This window comes from Ruegeria sp. CDSC079 (assembly GCF_059610505.1).
Window position 1 is genome coordinate 27,954 of sequence record NZ_JBXWNT010000006.1, and the last position, 21,139, is coordinate 49,092.

Below are 21,139 nucleotides of genomic sequence, written 5' to 3' on the forward strand. Positions count from 1 at the left end.
CGGACCCTTAATAAAGTGAAAAAAAACGCAGTGGGACCACAGTGCCAGAAGATCTGAACAACATGTACCGCGTCCGAGGACACGTTAAATGGTTCGACCCTGCCAAAGGATACGGCTTTGTCGTATCGGATGAAGGTGGGCCGGATATTCTGCTGCACGTAAACGTTTTGCGTAATTTCGGTCAAAGCTCGGTTGCAGACGGGGCGGGCATCGAAATTATGACGCATCGCACTGATCGCGGTGTGCAGGCTGTCGAAGTCATCAGCGTCGATCCGCCAGCGCGCGCCGATACGATGATGCTCGCGGATTTTGCTGAACTTGATCCAGTTGAGATTGCAGCGGCCCCTTTGGTGGCTGCGCGGGTTAAGTGGTTCGACAAGGGCAAAGGGTTTGGCTTCGCTAATGTATTCGGGCGTGGCGAGGATGTGTTCCTGCATATTGAGGTTCTACGCCGTTCGGGGCTTGCGGATCTGCAACCCGGTGAAGCATTGGCCATGCGGGTCATAGACGGACAGCGTGGTCGGATGGCGGCCCAGGTTATGGCCTGGGAAGCAGCTATGGATGACTGATCTGTCATGGCAGGGCTTTTCAAGGTTCTGACTGTTGTCCTGTTACTTTGGGCCGGTGGCGCAGACGCCGCCTGTCGTACAGATCGTGTTAGCCTGAAAAATGATAAGTCCCAAATCGGCTTTGATATTGAACTCGCCGTGTCGCCACAGGAGCGATCGCGCGGACTCATGTTTCGAGAATCGCTTCCGGTACGTTCAGGAATGCTGTTTGTATTCGACCCGCCGCAACCTGTTGCGTTCTGGATGAAGAACACGCTGATTCCTCTGGACCTGATCTTCATAGATAAGACGGGTATGGTAACGAAAGTTCATCACAACGCGATTCCCGGTGATTTGACCCCCATCGGAGGGGGCGATTCGGTATTCGCGGTGTTGGAAATCAACGCTGGTCTCGCAGATCGTTATCTGATCACGCCCGGAACACAGATCCAGCACAAAGTTTTTTCACATGGTCCGGCAATTTGGCCCTGTTAGGGCTTTTCAAATCAGAACGGCACGGTTAGGAAGGCGCACGGTTCGGGGCGTGGCGCAGTCTGGTAGCGCACCTGTTTTGGGTACAGGGGGTCGTAGGTTCGAATCCTGCCGCCCCGACCACTTCTTCAAAAACTAAAATGGCGACCCACCCATCGTTCGATAGATGGCGCTAAGGGTTTTATCCAATTCTTTGCTTTCTACAGGGACTTTTGCAGCAGGCCCTGTTTCGCGCGGCACATTAAAAAAAAGATCCGCTTCAACCAGATAGCCACCTGCATTTTTTTCGGCGGTCAGCCGAGTCACACTTTTGGGTAGGTTCTGTGGATAGCCGTCATAATTGAGAATCAGGTAGGCTGTGGTCTTCGGAGGCAGAAGTTCCTGACACTCGAACTGACGATTTCCGATTTTCCTAAATTCCTCACCCGGGCCGTTGCATGATGTCTCGAACGTAGCAAATAACTTGTCGGGAAAGGCCGAGAACTGCGCGCTGCGCGATGTGGCGGGCGTTTCTTGTGGTGTGCAGGCCACGATTAGGGCAAACAGGGAAATTATTCGAAACGCGGTCATTGATCGGTCTGCCCTTTGTTGGATGTGCTTTTACGCGCACCTCTGAATAATGTCGAAATCGGCCGGATGCTGATTCTATTTCAACCTAGACATCTTAAGGCTGGTTTATCAAATCCCGATAAGTAAGCCGGAAAGAACGGTTAATCGTATTGCGGACTTGGCTAGGTGATGGCGAACCATAGCGGATAACTCTGTGGAGGAATCGGAAACTGTCCTTCACCATTTTGTCTGTGCGGATCGGTCAACATAAAAGATTCCAAAAATGGCGGAAAAAGGCCGTTGACGATCTATGTGTGAATACGCCAGATTGTATAGGCCGAAAGTGCTGCCACTAAATCTGGTAGAAAATCCAGAACGTGGCACAGGGCGAGGGCTGGAGAGCACATCATACTTACGTGCGTCCGTCGGAACGGGGTCACGCTGCTTCGGGCAGCGGCCGGTTTCCTGCGCCCAAGATTTTCGGTTAGGGCAGATGGTCCGTTTATTGGGATCAAAAGCCAAGGGACAAGTTGATTGAATCTAGGGCGGCGGACATGAAGATTGACAGAAAATTTACCAAATCGGGACAGGATGCTTATGCAGAGCTTAAGTTCGCTTCTGCGACGTCAGAAATCCGAAACCCGGATGGGACCATCGTTTTCCGCCTGGACGATATCGAGGTTCCTACCAGCTGGAGCCAGGTCGCAAGCGACGTCATCGCGCAGAAGTATTTCCGCAAGGCAGGCGTTCCGACCAAGCTGAAGAAGGTCAAGGAAAAGGATGTCCCTGAATTCCTGTGGCGTTCTGTTCCGGCTGAGGACGCTGAATTTGGGGGCGAAATCTCGTCCAAGCAGGTGTTTGACCGTCTTGCCGGCGCCTGGGCCTATTGGGGCTGGAAAGGTGGCTATTTCTCGACCGAGGATGACGCGAGCGCCTATTTCGACGAGATGCGTTATATGCTGGCGACTCAGCGCGCTGCGCCGAACAGCCCGCAATGGTTCAATACCGGCCTTCACTGGGCTTACGGAATCGATGGCCCGGCACAGGGGCACCACTATGTCGATTATAAGACAGGCAAGCTGACCAAATCGAAATCCGCCTATGAGCATCCGCAGCCGCATGCGTGTTTCATCCAGTCCGTAGATGATGATCTGGTGAACGAGGGTGGCATTATGGACCTGTGGGTCCGCGAGGCGCGCCTGTTCAAATACGGAAGCGGAACCGGGACCAACTTTAGCCACCTGCGTGGCGAGGGCGAGGCACTGTCGGGTGGCGGTAAATCTTCGGGTTTGATGGGCTTTCTCAAGATCGGCGACCGCGCCGCTGGCGCGATTAAATCAGGCGGCACGACCCGTCGAGCAGCAAAGATGGTCATCGTCGATGCAGATCACCCAGACATCGAGAAATTCATCGAATGGAAGGTGATCGAAGAGCAGAAGGTGGCCTCGATCGTTGCCGGATCGAAGATGCACGAGAAGATGCTGAACGGCATTTTCGAGGCCATCCGCAGCTGGGACGGCGCGCAGGAAGACGCGTATGATCCCAAGACGAATGACAGCCTGAAAAAGGCGGTTCGCCAGGCGAAAAATGTTGCGATCCCCGAGACTTACATCAAACGCGTTCTGGATTACGCCAAGCAGGGTCACGATAGCATCGAATTCCCGACCTACGATACGGATTGGGATTCGGAAGCCTACAGCTCGGTTTCGGGCCAGAACTCGAACAACTCGATTCGCGTAACCAACGCCTTCCTGACCGCTGTCGAGAAGGACGCGGACTGGGAGCTGGTCAACCGCACAAACGGGAAAGTCGCCAAGACCGTCAAGGCGCGCGACCTGTGGGAAAAGGTTGGCCACGCGGCCTGGGCCTGCGCCGATCCCGGCATCCAGTTTCACGACACAGTCAACGAGTGGCATACATGCCCCAAAGATGGGGAGATTCGCGGATCGAACCCGTGTTCGGAATATATGTTCCTCGATGATACGGCCTGTAACCTTGCGTCGATGAACTTGCTGACTTTCCTCAAAGATGATGAGTTCCAGGCAGTGGACTATATGCATGCCTCGCGCTTGTGGACTCTAACGCTGGAGATCTCGGTGACCATGGCGCAGTTCCCGTCCAAGGAAATCGCGCAGCTGTCCTATGACTTCCGCACTTTGGGTTTGGGCTATGCCAATATCGGCGGTCTGCTGATGAACATGGGCTATAGCTATGACTCGGATGAAGGCCGCGCGATCTGTGGCGCGCTGACCGCGATCATGACCGGTGTAGCCTATGCAACCTCGGCCGAGATCGCCGGCGAATTGGGTCCGTTCAATGGCTATGAGCGCAACGCCGATAACATGCTTCGGGTCATCCGCAACCACCGACGCGCATCTCAGGGTGTGACTGAAGGGTATGAGAAACTGGCAGTGAAGCCTGTACCTCTGGACCATGGCAACTGCCCGGATAAACGTTTGGTTGATTTGGCGATGTCAGCTTGGGACGAAGCGCTGAGCCTGGGTGAGCAGAACGGTTACCGCAACGCGCAGGCCACTGTGATTGCGCCAACCGGAACCATCGGTCTGGTAATGGATTGCGACACCACTGGGATCGAGCCGGATTTTGCTTTGGTGAAGTTCAAGAAACTGGCCGGTGGCGGGTATTTCAAAATCATCAACCGCTCGGTGCCTGCAGCGCTGGAAAAGCAGGGGTATTCCTCGGCTCAGATTGAAGAGATCGTCAGCTACGCGGTTGGTCATGGCACCATTGGCAACGCTCCGGGGATCAACCACACCTCGCTGACGGGTCACGGCTTTGGCCCCAATGAACTGGCCAAGGTGGATGCCGCGCTGGAAAGCGCCTTCGACATCCGGTTCGTGTTCAACCAGTGGACTCTGGGCGAGGATTTCTGCACCGGCGTTCTCGGCATTCCTGCGACCAAGCTGAATGACCCGACCTTCGATCTGCTGCGCCATCTGGGCTTTACCAAAGCGGATATCGACGCGGCCAACGACCACGTTTGCGGAACCATGACGCTGGAAGGCGCGCCGCATTTGAAGGAAGAGCATTATTCGATCTTCGACTGCGCCAATCCGTGTGGCAAGAAAGGTAAGCGTTTCCTGGGTGTTGATAGCCACATCACGATGATGGCCGCCGCTCAGAGCTTTATTTCAGGCGCGATCAGCAAGACGATCAACATGCCGAATGACGCCACCATCGAAGACTGCCAGAAGGCCTATGAGCTGTCCTGGTCGCTGGGTGTGAAGGCCAACGCGCTGTATCGCGACGGTTCGAAACTGTCGCAGCCGCTCGCCGCCGCGCTGGTCGAGGATGACGAAGAGGCAGCAGAAGTTCTGGAAACCGGGACGCCGCAGGAAAAAGCCGTCGTTCTGGCCGAGAAGGTGATCGAGAAGGTTGTGGTCAAGGAAATGATCCGCAGCCATCGCGAAAAACTGCCCCATCGCCGCAAGGGCTATACGCAAAAGGCGATTGTCGGCGGCCACAAGGTCTATCTGCGCACTGGTGAGTTCGAAGACGGACAGTTGGGCGAGATCTTCATCGACATGCACAAGGAAGGCGCGGGCTTCCGGGCGATGATGAACAACTTTGCCATCGCCGTGTCGGTTGGCCTGCAATATGGCGTGCCGCTGGAAGAGTTTGTGGATGCCTTTACCTTTACCAAGTTCGAACCCGCTGGGATGGTGCAGGGCAACGACTCGATCAAGAACGCGACGTCGATCCTGGACTACATCTTCCGTGAACTGGCCGTGTCCTATCTGGATCGTACTGATCTGGCCCATGTGAAACCAGAAGGCGCAAGCTTTGATGATCTGGGCCGGGGCGAGGAAGAAGGTGTCTCGAACGTGTCCGAGATCAGCGAAAGCGCGGCGTCCAAGTCATTGGAAGTGCTGAAACAAATCAGTTCGACCGGGTATCTGCGCAAGCGGATGCCGCAGGAGCTGATGGTTCTGAACGGCGGACAGAACGTGGTGAACGGCATGGCCGAAACCGCAGCCACATTCGAAGCGCCGGTGGCTGAAACCGCCGTAGCAACCGGGATGGACGCCCGCACCAAAGCCAAGATGCAAGGCTATGAGGGCGATCCCTGCGGTGAATGCGGAAACTACACGCTGGTGCGCAACGGCACCTGCATGAAATGCAACACCTGCGGCTCAACAAGCGGGTGTAGCTGAGTTAAGCGCCCCGGCAACCCGGGGCGCAGGGGTCGGAAGCTGCCACAGTTGCCGGCCCCGACGAATACGGATCAAGGCGCAGAGACTTACCTTCGATGCCTTGGTCCACTCGGCCGACATGCCCGTGTTGGCCGGGAACAGGGTGGGGCGGAATATTTGCTCTTTCCCACTCTTTCACGGAACGGGTGCGCTCGTTCCATGCGACGTCCAGGCCGCAGGCAAACAAAACACCGGGCGGTCAACGAATGGAGCCTGGATGGCGAAACTGACAGGGGGCTTCGGCCCCCTTTCTTTTTGTCCTAAAGCCGTTAACTCGGCAGAGCCTCGCCATATTGCCCGTTTCCCATCGGGCAAGAACCGCCGACCGTGTTTGGGGGAGTTTTACCCAGCGACAGACCGCGGATGCGACTCTGGCAAACACGCGGAGTTTGGCGCGAAATCAAAGCGATGGTACTCAGTGGCTGACAACTGGTGGTGATTGCGTGTTCTTGATGCTTGTCCGGACACAAAACACACAAACTCTATCAGGAGGCATCACAATGAAACTGAATACTCTGGTCACATTTTCCGCACTTGCTTTTGCTCTGCCGACTTTGGCTGTCGCGCAGTCTGCGGCGGATACCAATGGGGACGGCGTTCTGACAATCGAAGAAGTTCAGGCCGTCGTGCCGGACGTTGACGCAAACGGATTTGCAGCAATGGATGCAAATGGCGACGGCGCGCTGGATCAGGATGAAATTGCAATCGCGCAGGAAGCCGGGTTGCTGCCATCTACAAACGGCTGATTAACAAATTTTCAAGGCGGCCAGACGAAAATTCTGGCCGCCTTTCTAAGTGTTTATCGGGGTAGGTGAATGTTGAATTTATTGCGAATCTGTGCATCCAATGCCGGATCGAACTGTGCTGGCGAAGAGGTCGACAGGATTTCCAGCTTTCGCGCGGTCGCTTTTTCGATCAAGTCAGGTTTGCCAAGCTCGACCCATTCTTTCGGAGACGTTCGATCTCCATGTGCGGGATACACATAATCGGCCTGCATGCGCCCAAGTGTGGCATCGGTTCCCAAATAGTGACCGGGTCCACCAAGGCAAACCTCGGCCATCTGATCCAATGCCAGTGTTTCGTCAGATACTTCGATCCCGCGAACGCAGCGCATCGCCTGTCCGATAAGATCATCCCCTAAGATCAAGCTTTCAAAGCAAAAACCCAACAGAGACGAGTGCATTCCAGCGGATTCATAAACCATGTTCAGGCCCGACAGGCCGGCCATGACGTTCGAGCACATCTGCTCCCATCCCGCTTGCATATCAGGCAATTTGGAATCCGATGCGCCTGCGGCGGCTCCGCCTGGCAGATCATAAAACTTGTGCATTTGGGCACAGCCTGCGCTAAGCAGAGCCTGTTCACCTGATCCTACGGACATGGCGCCTGTCCGAAGGTCCAACCCAAAGGGCCAGGTTCCAAAAATCGCCGGGGCACCTGGCTTTACGGCATTTACATAAACCAAACCGGCAAGACATTCTGCAGTTGCCTGGGCAATGGCGCCTGCGATTGTGGACGGAGCAGTTGCACCTGCCATTCCGGCCGAAAGAAGAAGAACAGGCATTCCTGCCTTGATGCATTCCTCCATCACCTGACAGCTTTCAGTGGCAAACTTCATGGGCGGTACGACAAAGCAGTTCGAGTTCGAGATGAATGGCCGCTCGCGCCACTTGTCTTCACCGCCTGCGATCATGTGGATTAACTCCATCGCTGGCGCGACATAACTAGGATCGGTGAATGATGTGCCGATATGCTTGTAAGTACCAGAACTACAAGCGTAAATTGTGTTCAGGTCCATCTCGAGATTGTCGGAAATATCGCGACAAACCATCGGGCGTTGGACAAAATGGATGTTGTCCAGCTGTTGGCAAATCCGCGCGGCATCGTGCAGATCCTGCACAGTCGAATCGCGGTATTCGCGGCCGTTGACTTCAACCATACTGACAGCGGCACCGGCGGTCCCATAGTGAACCTTTGCCCCCGACAATTCCAGGTCAGTTTGACCATCCCGGCTGAACAATGTGACCGAGCGGTTGGCTTTGGCAATGGTGTCTTCAACCAGCGCGCGCGGAAACCGGATGCGTCCGTCGTCGCCAAGTGTGCAGCCCGCGCCAACCAGATAGTCGATCCCGCTTTGCGGAGCATCCGCCAGACCTATGGTTTCAAGCGCCTGCAGCGCGGCCTCGTGAATGCGTTCGACTTGTGGCTGAGTCAGTGGCTTGTAGCGTCCGCCCTCCATTCCCGGGCGGATAGGGCGCAGATGATCAGGCAGAGCAGATGCGCGGGCAGCACGACGCGCAGCACGTCCGCCACTGCGGGAAGAGTTACGGGGTTGGTCGTTCATGTTTAGGATCCAGTAGTGAGAAACGTATTTTGAGAGGCCTTACAAAAAGCCTGACGGCCGCCCCCTAGCAGCACGTCCCCGATCCGCGCCGATTGTGCGGCTGATCAGGTGGATTTTCCAAAATTCGTTCTGCATTTGGTTCCTCATCCAGTGGCCGCAGTGTTCCAATTCAGAACGGCATTATCTGTTCTATTTGCGACCTTGATGCCGAAAAGCGAAGCAAATTCTCAAGTGATTGTTGCCTAAAGATATTTTTCCCCGAGGCGGTCGAAATCTGCTATAATTCCTGTGCTTACTTGAATTGGGCCTCTAGGCTAAACACTTTTTTAACGAATGCGGCCCAGTTTGTAGCAAATTGATCTGAATACTCGAAAGCATTGCTGAAAGGTTTTTGGTGAATCGTAGGAAGGCGCATATCGCATTAATTGTTGCTCTGGCGACATCCGGCTTCTCACCGGCTTTGGCCGAGGATTGGAGCGGTGCCTATGCGGGATTCAGCTTTGGCTATGCTGATGCAGACGGGCCGAATGGTTCAAGCGGCAGCGACACCAGCTTTGGTCCTCATCTCGGGTATGACTTTGATTTCGGCAAGTTCGTGTTGGGTGGTGAGCTTGAGTATAACCGGCTGTCGCTGAATCTTGGTCAGGGCGAAGGCAGTCTGGATAGCATGACCCGGCTGAAATTGCGCGGCGGATACGATTTCGGCAATGCGTTGGGATATGTAGTTATCGGTGCGGCGCGCGTGGATTCCACGGTCGAAAACGATACCGCAGCGGTTTATGGCATTGGTGTCGCTTATCCGATTGGCAATAATTTCGTCATCAGCGGTGAGGCGCTGCGCCAGAATTTCAATGACGTTACCCGATCGAATGGGGGGCTGGATTCGAATGTGTTCAACCTGCGTACGACATTCCGGTTCTAGCAAGATTTCCAGATTGAATCTGATCTGAGCTGCCTTATTCACGACCAAGAAGGTCAGGTGTTTGCGGAACATGGCGTCAATTTCCTATTCCAATTCAAGGCGTTCGCCAATCACTCCCTGGTCATGATAGAACGTAAGGCTTGGCGCGGCGGGATAGCCGTGCTAGAGGATGATCCATGAACCGGATGACCTGCATCATTATCTGCTGCATTACCTGCTGATTTATCAAGCGGGCCGGTTTCTTTCGTTTTCTTCCCTGAGACAAGTTGCTAAGCCCGCGCCAACGCGAGACGCTATGCCGTTCTTAGGAGCCGACAGATGAAGACGATCAAACTGCACAACACACGGACACGGACAAAAGAGGATTTCGTTCCGATCAGCGCCGACAATGTGCGGATGTATGTCTGTGGGCCTACCGTCTATGACCGTGCCCATCTGGGTAACGCGCGGCCCGTGGTCGTGTTTGATGTGCTCTATCGTTTGCTGCGGCATGTTTATGGCGCAGATCATGTGACCTATGTGCGCAATTTCACCGATGTGGACGACAAGATCAACGCGACCGCGTTGTCTCGACAGAAGGCAGGGGCCAAAGGGTCGCTGGAGGATTTGGTGCAGGAACGATCGGATGAGACCATTGGCTGGTATCTGCACGACATGGGCGCGCTGGGGGCGTTGGAGCCGACCGAGATGCCGCGCGCGACGCAATATATTACTCAGATGGTCGCGATGATCGAGGATCTGATTGCCAAGGGTCATGCCTATGCGGCCGAAGGGCATGTTCTGTTCGCGGTGGACAGTTGGAAAGAGCAATACGGAGCCCTTTCCGGTCGGTCCGTGGATGACATGATCGCGGGTGCCCGGGTCGAAGTTGCGCCGTATAAGAAGAACCCGATGGATTTCGTTCTGTGGAAGCCGTCTACCGACGAGTTGCCCGGGTGGGAGTCTCCTTGGGGTCGAGGGCGTCCGGGTTGGCATATCGAATGCTCGGCCATGAGCTATGAGCTGTTGGGTGAGAGCTTTGACATTCACGGCGGTGGCAACGATTTGATGTTCCCGCACCATGAAAACGAGATCGCCCAGAGCAAATGCGCCCACCCGCATGGCGAGTTCGCACGCGTTTGGCTGCACAATGAGATGCTGCAGGTCGAGGGCAAGAAGATGTCCAAATCGCTGGGCAACTTCTTTACCGTGCGTGATCTGTTGGAACAGGGCGTGCCGGGTGAGGTGATCCGCTTTGTGTTCTTGCAGACCCATTATCGCAAGCCGATGGACTGGACTGAGAAAAAGGCACGCGAAGCCGAAGCAACGCTGCGCAAGTGGCGGGCGCTGACAGCGGGCATCGAGCCCGCCGCCAGCGCGGCACCCGCAGTCATCGCTGCGCTCAGTGATGACCTGAACACGGCGGGTGCCCTCGCTGAACTCCACCGTCTTGCGGCGGATGGGGACGTTGCCGGTTTGTTGGCTAGCGGGCGGTTGCTGGGTCTGTTGACCCCTGAGATGGGGGCGTGGGCAGACACGGCATCGGTGGACCTGTCCGCACATGCGGATCGGTTGGCGGACGCACGGGCAGGGGCGATGCAGAGCAAGGACTTCTCGGAAGTGGATCGCTTGAAGGCCGCATATGTGGCCGCTGGTCTGGAAGTGCGGATGAGCAAAGATGGCGTTGAACTGGTGCCCGGCGCTGGTTTCGATGCTGCGAAGCTGGAGGAGGTGTGATGCCCAAGGAACGCCTTTACCTCTACGACACCACGCTGCGCGATGGGCAGCAGACGCAGGGCGTGCAGTTCTCGACCGCTGAGAAGGTGCAGATCGCGCAGGCTCTGGACCAGTTGGGTGTGGATTACATCGAAGGCGGTTGGCCTGGGGCGAACCCGACTGACAGTGCATTTTTTAATGCTGCGCCGAAAACTGCGGCGCGGTTGACTGCTTTTGGGATGACCAAACGCGCGGGCCGGTCGGCTGAGAATGACGATGTTCTGGCGGCGGTGATGAACGCAGGCACGAAGGCAGTGTGTCTTGTGGGCAAGTCGCATGATTACCACGTGACCCAGGCGCTGGGGATCACTCTGGAGGAGAATGTCGAGAACGTGCGCGCCTCGGTTGCGCATATCGTGGCGCAGGGGCGTGAGGCGCTTTTTGACGCCGAGCATTTCTTTGACGGCTACAGGGACAATCCCGGATATGCGGTCCAGGTTTGCAAGGCCGCTTTAGAGGCCGGAGCTCGCTGGGTTGTTCTGTGTGACACCAATGGGGGTGCATTGCCCGGTGAAGTGTCGCGGGTTGTATCCGAGGTGATTGCCGCAGGCTTGTCAGGTGATCGTTTGGGCATTCATACCCATAATGACACGGAAAACGCAGTTGCGTGCTCGTTCGCTGCTGTGGATGCGGGCGTGCGTCAGGTTCAGGGAACCCTGAACGGGTTGGGCGAACGCTGCGGGAATGCAAACCTGACTGCTTTGATCCCCACTTTGCTGCTGAAAGAACCTTATGTGTCGCAGTTTGATATTGGGGTCAGCGTCGAGGCCTTGGCGGGTCTGACACGGGTCAGCCGTATGTTGGACGAAATCCTGAACCGGGTTCCCAGCAAGCAGGCGGCCTATGTGGGGGCGTCTGCTTTTGCGCATAAGGCAGGGCTGCATGCCAGCGCGATCCTGAAGGATCCGTCGACGTACGAACATGTCGATCCGGCGACTGTCGGCAATGCACGGATCATCCCGATGTCGAACCAGGCGGGGCAGTCGAATCTGCGTAAACGCCTGACTGAGGCCGGCCTGAGCGTGGAAAGTGGTGATCCGGCGCTGGGGCGCATTCTTGACCGGATCAAGCAGCGCGAGGCCGAAGGCTATTCTTATGACACCGCCCAGGCCAGTTTTGAGCTGTTGGCGCGCGATGAGCTGGGTCAGTTGCCCGCCTTTTTCGAGGTCAAACGCTATAAGGTCACGGTTGAGCGGCGGAAGAACAAGTATGACAAGATGGTCAGCCTGTCCGAGGCGGTTGTCGTGGTGAAGGTCGACGGGGAAAAGAAGCTGTCGGTCAGTGAATCTCTGGACGAAGATGGCAGCGACCGAGGACCAGTGAACGCTTTGGCCAAGGCTCTGGCCAAGGATCTGGGGCAATATTCGCGGATATTGGACGACATGCATCTGGTCGATTTCAAGGTGCGGATCACCCAAGGTGGAACCGAGGCCGTGACGCGGGTCATCATCGACAGCGAAGACGGGCAGGGGCGGCGCTGGTCAACTGTCGGGGTCAGCGCGAACATAGTGGATGCGTCGTTTGAGGCCCTATTGGATGCGATCCAGTGGAAGCTTGTACGGGATTGCCGTCCTCGGGCGGTGGTGGCCGAGTGACAGTGCAGTTCAATGACGATCTGAAGGCCTGTGCAGCATTGGTGCATCGCGCCGATCCGGACCGGTTCATGGCGGCGATGGCCGCGCCGGTTTCCGCACGTTCGGTTCTGTTTCCGATCTATGCGCTGAATGTCGAGGTCGCCCGAGCGCCCTGGGTCACGCAAGAGGCGATGATTGCCGAAATGCGCCTGCAATGGTGGCGCGATGCATTGCAGGAAATTGCTGAAGGTCCGACTGTGCGTCGACATGAGGTCGTGACGCCTTTATCGCAGGTTCTTTCTCCACATCTGGCGGTGATGCTGGATGAATACGTGGCCGTAAGGCGCTGGGATATTTATCGCGATCCTTTTGAGGACGAGGCCCATTTCGAGGCCTACCTAAATCACAGCTCGGCCAGTTTGATGGTGGCGTCGGCGCAATCTTTGGGTGAGGCCGACGAGCCTGTGTTACGAGATTTCGGCTATGCCGTTGGCGTGGCGAACTGGTTGCGCGCAATCCCGGATCTTGAGGCGCGCGGGCGTATTCCTTTGTTGGATGGAACACCCGATGCAGTGCGCGATCTGGCGCAAAAGGCACTGAACCGGTTACGGCGCGCACAGGGACAGCGTCTGGCGATTTCACCAGAGGCGCGCCCGGCGCTTTTGGCGGGTTGGCAATCTGAATGGGTGTTGCGCAAGGCGATTGCTCAGCCAGATCGCGTGGCCGCAGGGAATTTGATGCAGGGTGAGGTTCGGCGCCGGGTTTCCCTGATGTGGAAGGTGGTCCGGGGTCGCTGGTAGACCTCAGACCGTTTCGGGATCGGACGGGCGCAGAACCAACCAAAGCAATGCGCCCCCGGCCAGAGTCAACAATGGAACCATGGCAAGGTTTACCGCGGTCCAGCCTTCAACCGGTGAGCCGCCAGAGCAGTTCATCAATCCACCCGAAGCAAGCGAAGCCAGTGTTACACCACCGAATACCAGCAGGTCGTTCAGACCCTGCATACGGCCACGCTCGTTGATGTCATGCGATGCCGCCAACATGGTGGTCGCGCCAATAAAGCCAAAATTCCAACCGACGCCCAGCAAGATCAGAGCGATGAAGAAGTTCTCAAGCTCAACCCCTTGCAAGGCGACAACGCCAGCACCGGCAAGGATTGCGAGACCAAGAGCTACGATCTTTTCGACGCCGAAACGGGCAATCAACTGGCCGGTGAAGAAACTGGGGATGTACATGGCGAGAACGTGAAAAGAGACCACATCTGCCGCGTCATTGGCTGTGTAGCCACAACCAACCACTGCCAGCGGAGTGGATGTCATGACCAGATTCATCAACGCATAAGAAACCATTGCGCAGATGATGGCCACGGCGATGCGCGGCGTCTTTAGCATCTCAAGCCGGGTGCGTCCGGTCGGGGCCCCCTCAGCGGCTTTTGCAGGCGTGGGGATGTCCAGAAAGAAAAACAAGACCGAGCCCAGAATGTTGAGCACAATCACCGCCAGATAGGTGCCCAGGAATGGGATCACATAGGCGGTAGAGGTCAGCTTAACGATTTGGGGGCCAATGAGCGCGGCGGCCAGACCGCCGGCCATGACGTATGAGATTGCCTTAGGGCGAAAGGCGTCCGAGGCTGTGTCCGCGGCGGCAAAGCGATAGAATCCGTGCGCGCTCATATAGATGCCGGTCAGCAGACTGCCCGCCAGGAAGACCGGGAACGAGGCCAGATACAAACCGTAGGCACCAACCAGACCCCCGCAAGCACCTGCCGTTGCCCCAACCAGAAACCCTGCGCGCCGTCCCCAGCGTTGCATTATGGCGGAAATCGGCGTTGCCGCCAGCATTGACCCCAGCACGATCAGCGAGATGGGTAGGGTTGCGAGACAGGCATTGGTGGCCAGCGACTGCCCGGCCAGACCGCCAACAATAAAGATCATCGGCATCTGCGATCCCAGAATGGCCTGAGCTGCGACCAGAACAGCGACATTACGCTTGGCCTGACTGTTATCCGGGATCGTGGGTGTCATTGTCATGCGCCAATGCGTAGCGATGAAAGCAGGGTCATACAAGACGGTTGCATCTGCGACAAAGCACCCTAACGTGCTGCTGACCAATTTGCCGGAGCGCGCATGTCCGTCGGACGTATCATTGAAACCCCCGATTGCGTGGCCGAGGGGGCCAAGTGGCTGGCCGAGACCTGTCCGCGCATGGCCTATGCGATGGACCAGACCGGGCCTTTGCCGCTACGCCGTAAACCTGACGGGTTTGCCCAGCTGCTCAGCGCGATCGTCAGCCAACAGGTCAGCGTGGCCTCGGCCAATGCCATATGGAAACGCCTGCAGGATGCAAAGTTGACCGGTCCACGCAAAATCATGTGGGCCATGGATGAGGATTTGCGCGCGGTGGGCCTAAGCCGCCAAAAGATCAGATATGCCCGGGCGCTTGCGGAGGCTCGTATTGATTACAAAGCGTTACGCGACGCACCTGATGAGGATGTTGTGGCGATCCTGACCGAAGTTTCAGGCATAGGCGTCTGGACTGCCGAGATTTACGCGATGTTTTCTCTGGGTCGTGCCGATGTGATTGCGCCGGGCGACCTTGCGCTGCAAGAGGCCGCGCGCATCCTCTATGATTTACCCAAGCGACCTACGGATAAAGAACTGCGCCAGATGGCCGAAGCGTGGTCACCCTGGCGGTCGGTTGCAGCGCGGGTGTTGTGGGCCTATTACCGGGTCGCAAAAGAACGAGAAGGGATCAGATGACACGGGTTTTGAATGCGCTCCGAAAAGAGCCGGTTTCGGGCGATACGCGCTCGGTCGTGGTGTTCGTGCATGGCTATGGCGCCAACGGGGCCGACTTGCTGGGGCTGGCCGATGTGTTAGGTGAGCATCTACCGGACACTCTGTTCGTTGCCCCTGACGCGCCCGAGCAGATCCCGGGTATGCCCAACGGGTTTCAATGGTTTCCGATCCCGTGGATTGATGGCTCTTCCGAAGAAGAATCGCGCCGCGGGATGGAAATGGCGGCGGATGACTTCGACGCTTTCCTCGATGCGTTGATGGTGGACGAAGACGTTCTGCCCGAGCAGGTTGTTCTGTTCGGATTTTCGCAAGGCACGATGATGAGCCTGCATGTCGCCCCGCGCCGCGAGGACCCAGTGGCCGGGATAGTAGCCATTTCAGGACGCCTTCTGGAACCCGATCTGCTGCCGGATGAAACAGTCAGCCGCATGCCGGTCCTACTGGTACATGGCGACGCCGATGACGTCGTGCCGCCACAATCCTTGCCCGAAGCCGCCGAGGCCCTGCAAGCGGCTGAGTTCAAAGAGGTCTATGCCCATGTCATGAAGGGCACCGGCCACGGTATTGCCCCGGATGGTCTTAGCGTCGCACTGGCTTTCATGCGTGACAAGCTGAGCCTTTAAGCGATGATTGCGGTCCGCCCCATGATGCCCGAGGATGTCGCAGCAGCTTGCGATTTGCTCAACCAGATCATCGCCATTGGTGGTACGACTGCGTTCGAAACCCCTTTCTCCGAGGCGCAGTTTGCGCAGAGTTATCTATTGGGTCTCGATAAGATTTGCAGCCATGTGGCGATGGACGCGCAAGGTGAGGTTGCCGGGTTTCAATGGCTTGGGGTGAATGACGCACTGCCCGACGATTGTGCTGACATTGCGACCTTCACCCGCCGCGAACCGGTTTTGAAGGGGGCAGGGCGTGCCTTGTTTGAAGAAACCGCCAAATTTGCCGTAGGGGTTGGGCTCGGTTCCATCAGCGCGACAATAAGGGCTGATAACCGGATGGGCCTGAACTATTATGAGAAGATGGGATTCCAAGATTACTCGGTTGATTTTGGTGTGCCCCTTCGTGACGGCACGCCGGTCGACAGGATTACCAAACGGATTGATCTGAGATTGGAGATACCATGCTGATCGTAACCGGAACTATCGAAATTACGCCGGAAGGTGTCGAGGCTGCCAGAAAAGCTGCGCAGGAAATGGTTGCCGAGACGGTGAAGGAAGCAGGCTGCACGGTCTATGAATTCAGCCAGATTCTGGGTCATGCCAATCGGTTTCGGATCTACGAAGAATGGGAAAGTCAGGCCGCGCTCGAGGCGCATTTTGCCACACCGCACATGGCAACATTTCAGGCGGTGCTAGGCAAGGTCGGAGTGACTGAAAGTCTAATCTATCGGATCACGGGAGGTGACAAGAAACCGCTGCGGTGATCCTAGTCCCATAAGGAAGGCTCGGCGAATTCGATGGAATTCCCGGACGGGTCGCGAACGTATAAAGACAGTACTCCGTTCGGCCATTCAAATTCAGCGTCTACGGGCACGTTCCAGTCTATAAGATGTTTTCGCATCACCGCGATTTGCGCGCGCGCCATGCCAAAGCAGGCATGACCCGGACCTTGGGCGCCATGGGCGGGAACAGGCAGGCGCGGGTTGCCTGGAGGTTTTTCGGTCTCTGCCGCATTGAATAGCAGCAACACTGAACCACCCACCTTGTAGAACACATGCCGGTTGGCGACACGCTGGATTTGCTCAAGCGCCAGAACGTCCCCATAGAAATGCTCTGCAGCATCCAGGTCGTCGACATAAAGTGACGCTTCTAAAAGGCCGGTTGGCTGCGGAATGTCAGGTGATACCTTCATTCCTCTATCCTATCACAAATAGGCGTTTCGGTCACCGACGTGGGCGCCGATCCCGTTTGCGCGAAGAAGATGGCGCGAGGGCAGGCATAGATAGGCTATCCCATTGCCCCGGCTCAAGCCCGTCCAATGTCCAGTCGCCAATCCGGGCGCGGATCAGTCGAAGGGTCGGGTGCCCAACGGCCGCCGTCATCCTGCGCACTTGCCTGTTTCGACCTTCTCGAAGGACCAGTTCGACCCAACAATCCGACACCGTCTGCCGCACTCTGATCGGCGGGTCGCGCGGCCATAATGCCTCGGGCTGATCCATCAATCGCGCCTTGGCAGGGCGGGTCAAGCCCTCCTTCAGCTCAACACCATCGCGCAGGGCTTTTAGGGCGGAGGCGTCTGGCTCCCCTTCGACCTGCACCCAATAGGTCTTAGCCATTTTATGCTTGGGATCGGCTATCCGCGCCTGAAGGCGACCATTGTCGGTCAACAGCATCAAACCTTCGCTATCGCGGTCCAATCGCCCGGCGGGATACACGTCCGGCAGATCAATGAAATCCGACAGCGTACTGCGCGGAGACTCCGCATTCGCGCGATCCGTGAACTGCGGCAATACATTGAATGGTTTATTGAAGCGGATGAACCAGGACATTACCCGCCATAGCCCGGCGATCGAATTGGTGCAACCTGTGGATAACTGTCATCGGCCTGTTACGGATTCGGAATGCTCAATCCCCGAGATATTGTGGAAACTCAGGGCTTGTCAGAGCTTTAACACGATATATAGTAAAGCTAAGGCCGGGGCGGGGGTTCTCCGCTCTGATGTCAAAAGAGGCAGAGCAGAGCGTGGAGCGATTCTGATATGGACGGAGACTTCAGGACCGAATTTGTCAGGGAACCCGGTGCGCTCAAGCATCATCCGGCATTGGTTTTGAACGCCGATTACCGCCCCTTGTCCTACTATCCACTATCGCTCTGGCCGTGGCAGGAGGCCATAAAAGCTGCCTGGCTGGACAGGGTGGATATCGTCGCCGAATATGACGAAGTTGTCCGAAGCCCGAGCACCGAGATACGAATACCCTCGGTCGTTGTGCTGAAAGATTATGTAAAACCCAGAAAGCGCGTGGCCTTCACGCGCTTTAATTTATTTCTGAGGGATGAATTCCGCTGCCAATACTGTGGCAGCCGTGGGGATCTGACCTTTGATCATGTGATCCCGCGCGCGGCGGGCGGGGTGACAAGCTGGCAGAACGTTGTTGCGGCCTGTAGCCCATGTAACTTGCGCAAAGGGTCTAAATCACTGCGGCAAGCAGGAATGACATTGCGCAAGCCTCCGCGGCAGCCGGATGCCGAGGCTTTGCGCAACGTTGGACGAAAATTCCCACCGAACCACCTGCATGACAGTTGGATCGACTTTCTCTATTGGGATGCGGAACTGGACGAGCTCTAACGGCCTTCACGCCACGCGGCGAACCAGAGCAGAACCAGAACGAAAGACAAAGCGGCATTCCATCCGGCCATGGAAACACCAAATAACTCCCATGGAATATCATCACAGCGTACCAGTGGTGCCGACATGATCTGATCCAGCAGTTCTTCTGCCGACAGACCGCCGATGCTGCTTGATGTGCAGCTTGACGGACCTTCCCACAAACCGCGTTCTACACCAGCGTGATAGACACCAATGACCGCAGTGGTCAGCGCCGCCATGACGCCTAAAAGAGGGAGGATCGCCAGCCGAGGTAGCGCAAGCGCCGCAGCACCGATCAGGATGGCGACAGCATGCGGATAGCGTTGCCAGATGCACATTTTGCAGGGTGGAAGCCCGCCGAGATACTGAAACGCAAAGGCCCCAAGCAGCAATGCTACAGATCCAAACGTGGCAACCAGGACCAGTAAATTTCGTCTTGTCATAAGAATTTCACCGCTAGGAACCCGCCGAACAGAAGGATGATGAACAGGGTAAACATAAGGCCCAGCCGCTTTTCTATAAAGCTGCGGATCGGCTCTCCGAAGCCCCAAAGCAAACCTGCGACGATGAAGAACCGGATCGCTCGGGCCAGAATCGAGGTGGCAATGAAGGTGCCCAGGGGCATCCCTGTCCAGCCGGACATGATGGTGATGACCTTATAGGGAAAAGGCGTAACCCCAGCGGCCAGAACAGCCCAGAAACCAAAGTCATTGAACCGTGTGTTGAACTCTTCCATGGCGTGGGCTTTGCCCATGGATTCAAGGATGGGCTGGCCGAGGCTTTCATAAAAGAACGCGCCGATTGCATATCCTAACATTCCGCCCAAAACCGAAGCTACCAGTGCCACAGAAGCAATCAGCCAGGCCCGGGAGGGTCGGGCAAGGATCATGGGAATCATCAGAACGTCCGGCGGTATCGGAAAGAAAGAGCTTTCGATGAAGGAAACAATAGCCAGCGCCCACAAGGCATTCGGGTGTTCTGCCAGACGAATGGTCCAGTCATAAAGAGGTCGCAGCATCAGGTGCAATTTCCCTGTACATGTGTTGGGTAAGCCAAATCATGCGCCCCGCAGGCCGTCAACCTTGCAGGCTGGAACATTCCTCAATCAGGGTGTTTTTTGCCTCTGGACCTTCTCGATTTTGAACGCTAATTCAGTGTCCGTGGCCCAAGTGGCGGAATGGTAGACGCAGGGGATTCAAAATCCCCCGGTAGTGATACCGTGCCGGTTCGAGTCCGGCCTTGGGTACCAAAGTAAAAACAGAGGGTTAGGGGAACCTGCCTTCTGTTTTTTCTTTCCGGCAGTTCTAATTGCTCGCATTCCCAACTCACACTTTCGCGTTCTGGTCAGAATTCCCGATGTCAAAAGCGCATAATTGGATGTGTTTGCGGTCACTGCGGGGCAGATGCGCAAGAAAAGCTTCAAAGGCGGGGAAAATTCAGGGGGGCTTGTCAAATCTGAGGATACGCCTGCTTTGGTGACCTGCTGGCCTTGACAAGCTAATGCTCAGAATGAAACCTCTTACGGGTTGGGAGATTCTGAAAAATCAAAGATATGCCTGCTGCATAGCGGGCGTTGTTGCATATCGCAGGGCCATTTATCCGGCGCTTTGATGTGTCTCCCACCAGAAAAATAATGGGAGTTCACTTATGAAAAACAGCAGCAAGCTTAGCCTCGGCGCGGTTGTCACGGCGGCTCTGATGGCGCCTGCGGCCTATGCCGAAGAGTTTATCACGATCGGCACAGGTGGCGTGACCGGGGTGTATTACCCAACTGGCGGTGCAATCTGTCGTCTGGTCAACAAAGGGCGCAAGGAACATGGCGTGCGCTGCTCGGTCGAATCGACCGGCGGTTCCGTGTACAACATCAACACCATTCGCGAAGGCGAGCTGGAGTTTGGTGTCGCGCAGTCCGACTGGCAGTACCACGCCTATAACGGCAGCTCGAAATTCGAAGAGGCCGGCCCGTTTGAAAACCTGCGCGCCGTCTTCTCGGTTCACCCCGAACCGTTTACCGTTGTGGCCCGTGCCGATTCCGGTGTGACCAATTTCGAAGACCTGAAAGGCAAGCGCGTAAATATCGGTAACCCCGGTTCCGGTCAGCGTGGCACCATGGAGGTTCTGCTGGGCGAAATGGGCTGGTCCACTGACGATTTCGAACTGGCGACCGAACTGAAAGCGGCGGAACAGTCTGCGGCGCTTTGCGACAACCAGATTGACGCAATGGTCTATACCGTGGGTCACCCCTCGGGCTCGATTCAAGAAGCCACCACGGCTTGCGACTCGGTTCTGGTCAATGTCAGCGGCGAGGCCGTGGACAAGCTGGTCAACGACAACTCGTTCTACCGTACTGCTACCATTCCCGGCGGCATGTACCGCGGGTCGGATGGTGATACCGCGACATTCGGCGTTGGCGCGACCTTCGTGACTTCGGCGGACGTGTCGGATGATGCGGTTTATGCGGTTGTCAGCTCGGTTTTCGAGAACTTCGATGACTTCAAAAAGCTTCACCCGGCATTTGCCAACCTCAAGCCCGAAGAGATGATCGCGGACGGCTTGTCAGCCCCGCTGCATCCGGGTGCCGAGAAGTACTATAAAGAAAAAGGCTGGATTCAATAAGCCAGACCTGACGCGGG

At 56.4% G+C, this 21,139-nt stretch carries 21 protein-coding genes and 2 tRNA genes; 16 read left to right on the top strand and 7 right to left on the bottom strand.

Going from position 1 to position 21,139, the window contains the following annotated elements:
- Window positions 1-62: 62 nt before the first annotated feature.
- The 3 genes from AC2FIC_RS12470 to AC2FIC_RS12480 all read left to right on the top strand — a co-directional run bounded on the left by AC2FIC_RS12470 (window position 63) and on the right by AC2FIC_RS12480 (window position 1,163).
- Window positions 63-569, top strand: a complete 507-nt coding sequence (locus AC2FIC_RS12470; protein WP_282021219.1) for a cold-shock protein — start codon at window positions 63-65, stop codon at window positions 567-569.
- A 6-nt stretch (window positions 570-575) separates the two neighbouring features.
- Window positions 576-1,043: a DUF192 domain-containing protein gene (locus tag AC2FIC_RS12475; RefSeq protein WP_281972048.1), complete on the top strand. Its 468-nt coding sequence runs from the start codon at window positions 576-578 to the stop codon at window positions 1,041-1,043.
- A 43-nt stretch (window positions 1,044-1,086) separates the two neighbouring features.
- A tRNA-Pro gene (locus AC2FIC_RS12480) sits at window positions 1,087-1,163 on the top strand.
- A 12-nt stretch (window positions 1,164-1,175) separates the two neighbouring features.
- Here the strand turns inward: AC2FIC_RS12480 and AC2FIC_RS12485 are convergent.
- Window positions 1,176-1,610 (bottom strand): hypothetical protein, encoded by a 435-nt coding sequence (locus tag AC2FIC_RS12485; protein WP_496675753.1) that lies wholly within the window; start codon window positions 1,608-1,610, stop codon window positions 1,176-1,178.
- Window positions 1,611-2,143: 533 nt separating this feature from the next.
- Here AC2FIC_RS12485 and AC2FIC_RS12490 point away from each other — a divergent pair.
- Together AC2FIC_RS12490 and AC2FIC_RS12495 are read left to right on the top strand one after the other, a co-directional pair.
- Window positions 2,144-5,764: a vitamin B12-dependent ribonucleotide reductase gene (locus tag AC2FIC_RS12490; RefSeq protein ID WP_496691195.1), complete on the top strand. Its 3,621-nt coding sequence runs from the start codon at window positions 2,144-2,146 to the stop codon at window positions 5,762-5,764.
- A gap of 539 nt (window positions 5,765-6,303) precedes the next feature.
- Window positions 6,304-6,549: an EF-hand domain-containing protein gene (locus tag AC2FIC_RS12495; RefSeq protein ID WP_271947247.1), complete on the top strand. Its 246-nt coding sequence runs from the start codon at window positions 6,304-6,306 to the stop codon at window positions 6,547-6,549.
- 53 nt (window positions 6,550-6,602) lie between these two features.
- Here AC2FIC_RS12495 and AC2FIC_RS12500 read toward each other — a convergent pair whose 3' ends face one another.
- Window positions 6,603-8,147: a trimethylamine methyltransferase family protein gene (locus tag AC2FIC_RS12500; RefSeq protein ID WP_271947245.1), complete on the bottom strand. Its 1,545-nt coding sequence runs from the start codon at window positions 8,145-8,147 to the stop codon at window positions 6,603-6,605.
- Window positions 8,148-8,541: 394 nt separating this feature from the next.
- On the opposite strand from AC2FIC_RS12500, the gene AC2FIC_RS12505 reads away from it, so the two are divergent.
- The 4 genes from AC2FIC_RS12505 (at window position 8,542) to AC2FIC_RS12520 (ending at window position 13,198) form a co-directional block, all read left to right on the top strand.
- A complete protein-coding gene (locus tag AC2FIC_RS12505) occupies window positions 8,542-9,069 on the top strand; it encodes an outer membrane protein (RefSeq protein ID WP_496691196.1) in 528 nt (175 codons plus the stop codon).
- A gap of 318 nt (window positions 9,070-9,387) precedes the next feature.
- Window positions 9,388-10,785, top strand: coding sequence for a cysteine--tRNA ligase (cysS, locus tag AC2FIC_RS12510; RefSeq protein WP_496691197.1), 1,398 nt, complete (start codon window positions 9,388-9,390; stop codon window positions 10,783-10,785).
- On the top strand, window positions 10,785-12,419 hold the full coding sequence (gene cimA, locus AC2FIC_RS12515) for a citramalate synthase (RefSeq protein ID WP_496691198.1): 1,635 nt from the start codon (window positions 10,785-10,787) through the stop codon (window positions 12,417-12,419). Before cysS ends, cimA begins: the two co-directional genes overlap by 1 nt.
- Before the next feature lie 2 nt (window positions 12,420-12,421).
- Window positions 12,422-13,198, top strand: a complete 777-nt coding sequence (locus AC2FIC_RS12520; RefSeq protein ID WP_281994999.1) for a squalene/phytoene synthase family protein — start codon at window positions 12,422-12,424, stop codon at window positions 13,196-13,198.
- Between the two features lie 3 nt (window positions 13,199-13,201).
- Here AC2FIC_RS12520 and AC2FIC_RS12525 read toward each other — a convergent pair whose 3' ends face one another.
- A complete protein-coding gene (locus tag AC2FIC_RS12525) occupies window positions 13,202-14,428 on the bottom strand; it encodes an MFS transporter (protein ID WP_142633649.1) in 1,227 nt (408 codons plus the stop codon).
- 96 nt (window positions 14,429-14,524) lie between these two features.
- On the opposite strand from AC2FIC_RS12525, the gene AC2FIC_RS12530 reads away from it, so the two are divergent.
- The 4 genes from AC2FIC_RS12530 to AC2FIC_RS12545 are packed head-to-tail and all read left to right on the top strand — an operon-like array spanning window position 14,525 to window position 16,622.
- Window positions 14,525-15,157, top strand: a complete 633-nt coding sequence (locus AC2FIC_RS12530) for a DNA-3-methyladenine glycosylase family protein (protein ID WP_281972057.1) — start codon at window positions 14,525-14,527, stop codon at window positions 15,155-15,157.
- Entirely contained in the window at window positions 15,154-15,819 is a 666-nt protein-coding gene (locus AC2FIC_RS12535; RefSeq protein WP_142633653.1) for an alpha/beta hydrolase, read from the top strand. Before AC2FIC_RS12530 ends, AC2FIC_RS12535 begins: the two co-directional genes overlap by 4 nt.
- 3 nt (window positions 15,820-15,822) lie before the next feature.
- Window positions 15,823-16,326: a GNAT family N-acetyltransferase gene (locus AC2FIC_RS12540; RefSeq protein WP_281972058.1), complete on the top strand. Its 504-nt coding sequence runs from the start codon at window positions 15,823-15,825 to the stop codon at window positions 16,324-16,326.
- Complete coding sequence (locus AC2FIC_RS12545; protein WP_496691199.1) at window positions 16,320-16,622, top strand: putative quinol monooxygenase; 303 nt, start codon at window positions 16,320-16,322, stop codon at window positions 16,620-16,622. The genes AC2FIC_RS12540 and AC2FIC_RS12545 overlap by 7 nt, the downstream gene beginning before the upstream one ends.
- A gap of 2 nt (window positions 16,623-16,624) precedes the next feature.
- Here AC2FIC_RS12545 and AC2FIC_RS12550 read toward each other — a convergent pair whose 3' ends face one another.
- Both AC2FIC_RS12550 and AC2FIC_RS12555 read right to left on the bottom strand, forming a co-directional pair.
- Window positions 16,625-17,050 (bottom strand): VOC family protein, encoded by a 426-nt coding sequence (locus AC2FIC_RS12550; protein WP_142633659.1) that lies wholly within the window; start codon window positions 17,048-17,050, stop codon window positions 16,625-16,627.
- A gap of 31 nt (window positions 17,051-17,081) precedes the next feature.
- Window positions 17,082-17,687, bottom strand: coding sequence for a pseudouridine synthase (locus tag AC2FIC_RS12555; protein WP_496691200.1), 606 nt, complete (start codon window positions 17,685-17,687; stop codon window positions 17,082-17,084).
- 210 nt (window positions 17,688-17,897) lie between these two features.
- Between AC2FIC_RS12555 and AC2FIC_RS12560 the strand changes: the two genes are divergently transcribed.
- Complete coding sequence (locus tag AC2FIC_RS12560; protein ID WP_142633663.1) at window positions 17,898-18,485, top strand: HNH endonuclease; 588 nt, start codon at window positions 17,898-17,900, stop codon at window positions 18,483-18,485.
- Here AC2FIC_RS12560 and AC2FIC_RS12565 read toward each other — a convergent pair.
- Both AC2FIC_RS12565 and AC2FIC_RS12570 read right to left on the bottom strand, forming a co-directional pair.
- Window positions 18,482-18,949, bottom strand: a complete 468-nt coding sequence (locus AC2FIC_RS12565; RefSeq protein WP_271947233.1) for a disulfide bond formation protein B — start codon at window positions 18,947-18,949, stop codon at window positions 18,482-18,484. The genes AC2FIC_RS12560 and AC2FIC_RS12565 overlap by 4 nt on opposite strands.
- A complete protein-coding gene (locus AC2FIC_RS12570) occupies window positions 18,946-19,524 on the bottom strand; it encodes a YqaA family protein (RefSeq protein ID WP_496691201.1) in 579 nt (192 codons plus the stop codon). The genes AC2FIC_RS12565 and AC2FIC_RS12570 overlap by 4 nt, the downstream gene beginning before the upstream one ends.
- A 145-nt stretch (window positions 19,525-19,669) precedes the next feature.
- Here AC2FIC_RS12570 and AC2FIC_RS12575 point away from each other — a divergent pair.
- Window positions 19,670-19,755: transfer RNA gene (locus AC2FIC_RS12575), tRNA-Leu, on the top strand.
- Between the two features lie 398 nt (window positions 19,756-20,153).
- Window positions 20,154-21,122, top strand: a complete 969-nt coding sequence (locus AC2FIC_RS12580) for a TAXI family TRAP transporter solute-binding subunit (protein WP_142633669.1) — start codon at window positions 20,154-20,156, stop codon at window positions 21,120-21,122.
- The last annotated feature ends 17 nt before the right edge of the window (window positions 21,123-21,139 follow it).

Coding starts and splice junctions, on each gene's coding strand:
- AC2FIC_RS12555 (WP_496691200.1), bottom strand. CDS start 17,687: ATGTCCTGGTTCATCCGCTTCAATAAACCATTCAATGTATTGCCGCAG.
- cimA (WP_496691198.1), top strand. CDS start 10,785: ATGCCCAAGGAACGCCTTTACCTCTACGACACCACGCTGCGCGATGGG.
- AC2FIC_RS12580 (WP_142633669.1), top strand. CDS start 20,154: ATGAAAAACAGCAGCAAGCTTAGCCTCGGCGCGGTTGTCACGGCGGCT.
- AC2FIC_RS12535 (WP_142633653.1), top strand. CDS start 15,154: ATGACACGGGTTTTGAATGCGCTCCGAAAAGAGCCGGTTTCGGGCGAT.
- AC2FIC_RS12565 (WP_271947233.1), bottom strand. CDS start 18,949: ATGACAAGACGAAATTTACTGGTCCTGGTTGCCACGTTTGGATCTGTA.
- AC2FIC_RS12550 (WP_142633659.1), bottom strand. CDS start 17,050: ATGAAGGTATCACCTGACATTCCGCAGCCAACCGGCCTTTTAGAAGCG.
- AC2FIC_RS12560 (WP_142633663.1), top strand. CDS start 17,898: ATGGACGGAGACTTCAGGACCGAATTTGTCAGGGAACCCGGTGCGCTC.
- AC2FIC_RS12540 (WP_281972058.1), top strand. CDS start 15,823: ATGATTGCGGTCCGCCCCATGATGCCCGAGGATGTCGCAGCAGCTTGC.
- AC2FIC_RS12485 (WP_496675753.1), bottom strand. CDS start 1,610: ATGACCGCGTTTCGAATAATTTCCCTGTTTGCCCTAATCGTGGCCTGC.
- AC2FIC_RS12495 (WP_271947247.1), top strand. CDS start 6,304: ATGAAACTGAATACTCTGGTCACATTTTCCGCACTTGCTTTTGCTCTG.
- AC2FIC_RS12525 (WP_142633649.1), bottom strand. CDS start 14,428: ATGACAATGACACCCACGATCCCGGATAACAGTCAGGCCAAGCGTAAT.
- AC2FIC_RS12570 (WP_496691201.1), bottom strand. CDS start 19,524: ATGCTGCGACCTCTTTATGACTGGACCATTCGTCTGGCAGAACACCCG.
- cysS (WP_496691197.1), top strand. CDS start 9,388: ATGAAGACGATCAAACTGCACAACACACGGACACGGACAAAAGAGGAT.
- AC2FIC_RS12545 (WP_496691199.1), top strand. CDS start 16,320: ATGCTGATCGTAACCGGAACTATCGAAATTACGCCGGAAGGTGTCGAG.
- AC2FIC_RS12470 (WP_282021219.1), top strand. CDS start 63: ATGTACCGCGTCCGAGGACACGTTAAATGGTTCGACCCTGCCAAAGGA.
- AC2FIC_RS12490 (WP_496691195.1), top strand. CDS start 2,144: ATGAAGATTGACAGAAAATTTACCAAATCGGGACAGGATGCTTATGCA.
- AC2FIC_RS12500 (WP_271947245.1), bottom strand. CDS start 8,147: ATGAACGACCAACCCCGTAACTCTTCCCGCAGTGGCGGACGTGCTGCG.
- AC2FIC_RS12530 (WP_281972057.1), top strand. CDS start 14,525: ATGTCCGTCGGACGTATCATTGAAACCCCCGATTGCGTGGCCGAGGGG.
- AC2FIC_RS12475 (WP_281972048.1), top strand. CDS start 576: ATGGCAGGGCTTTTCAAGGTTCTGACTGTTGTCCTGTTACTTTGGGCC.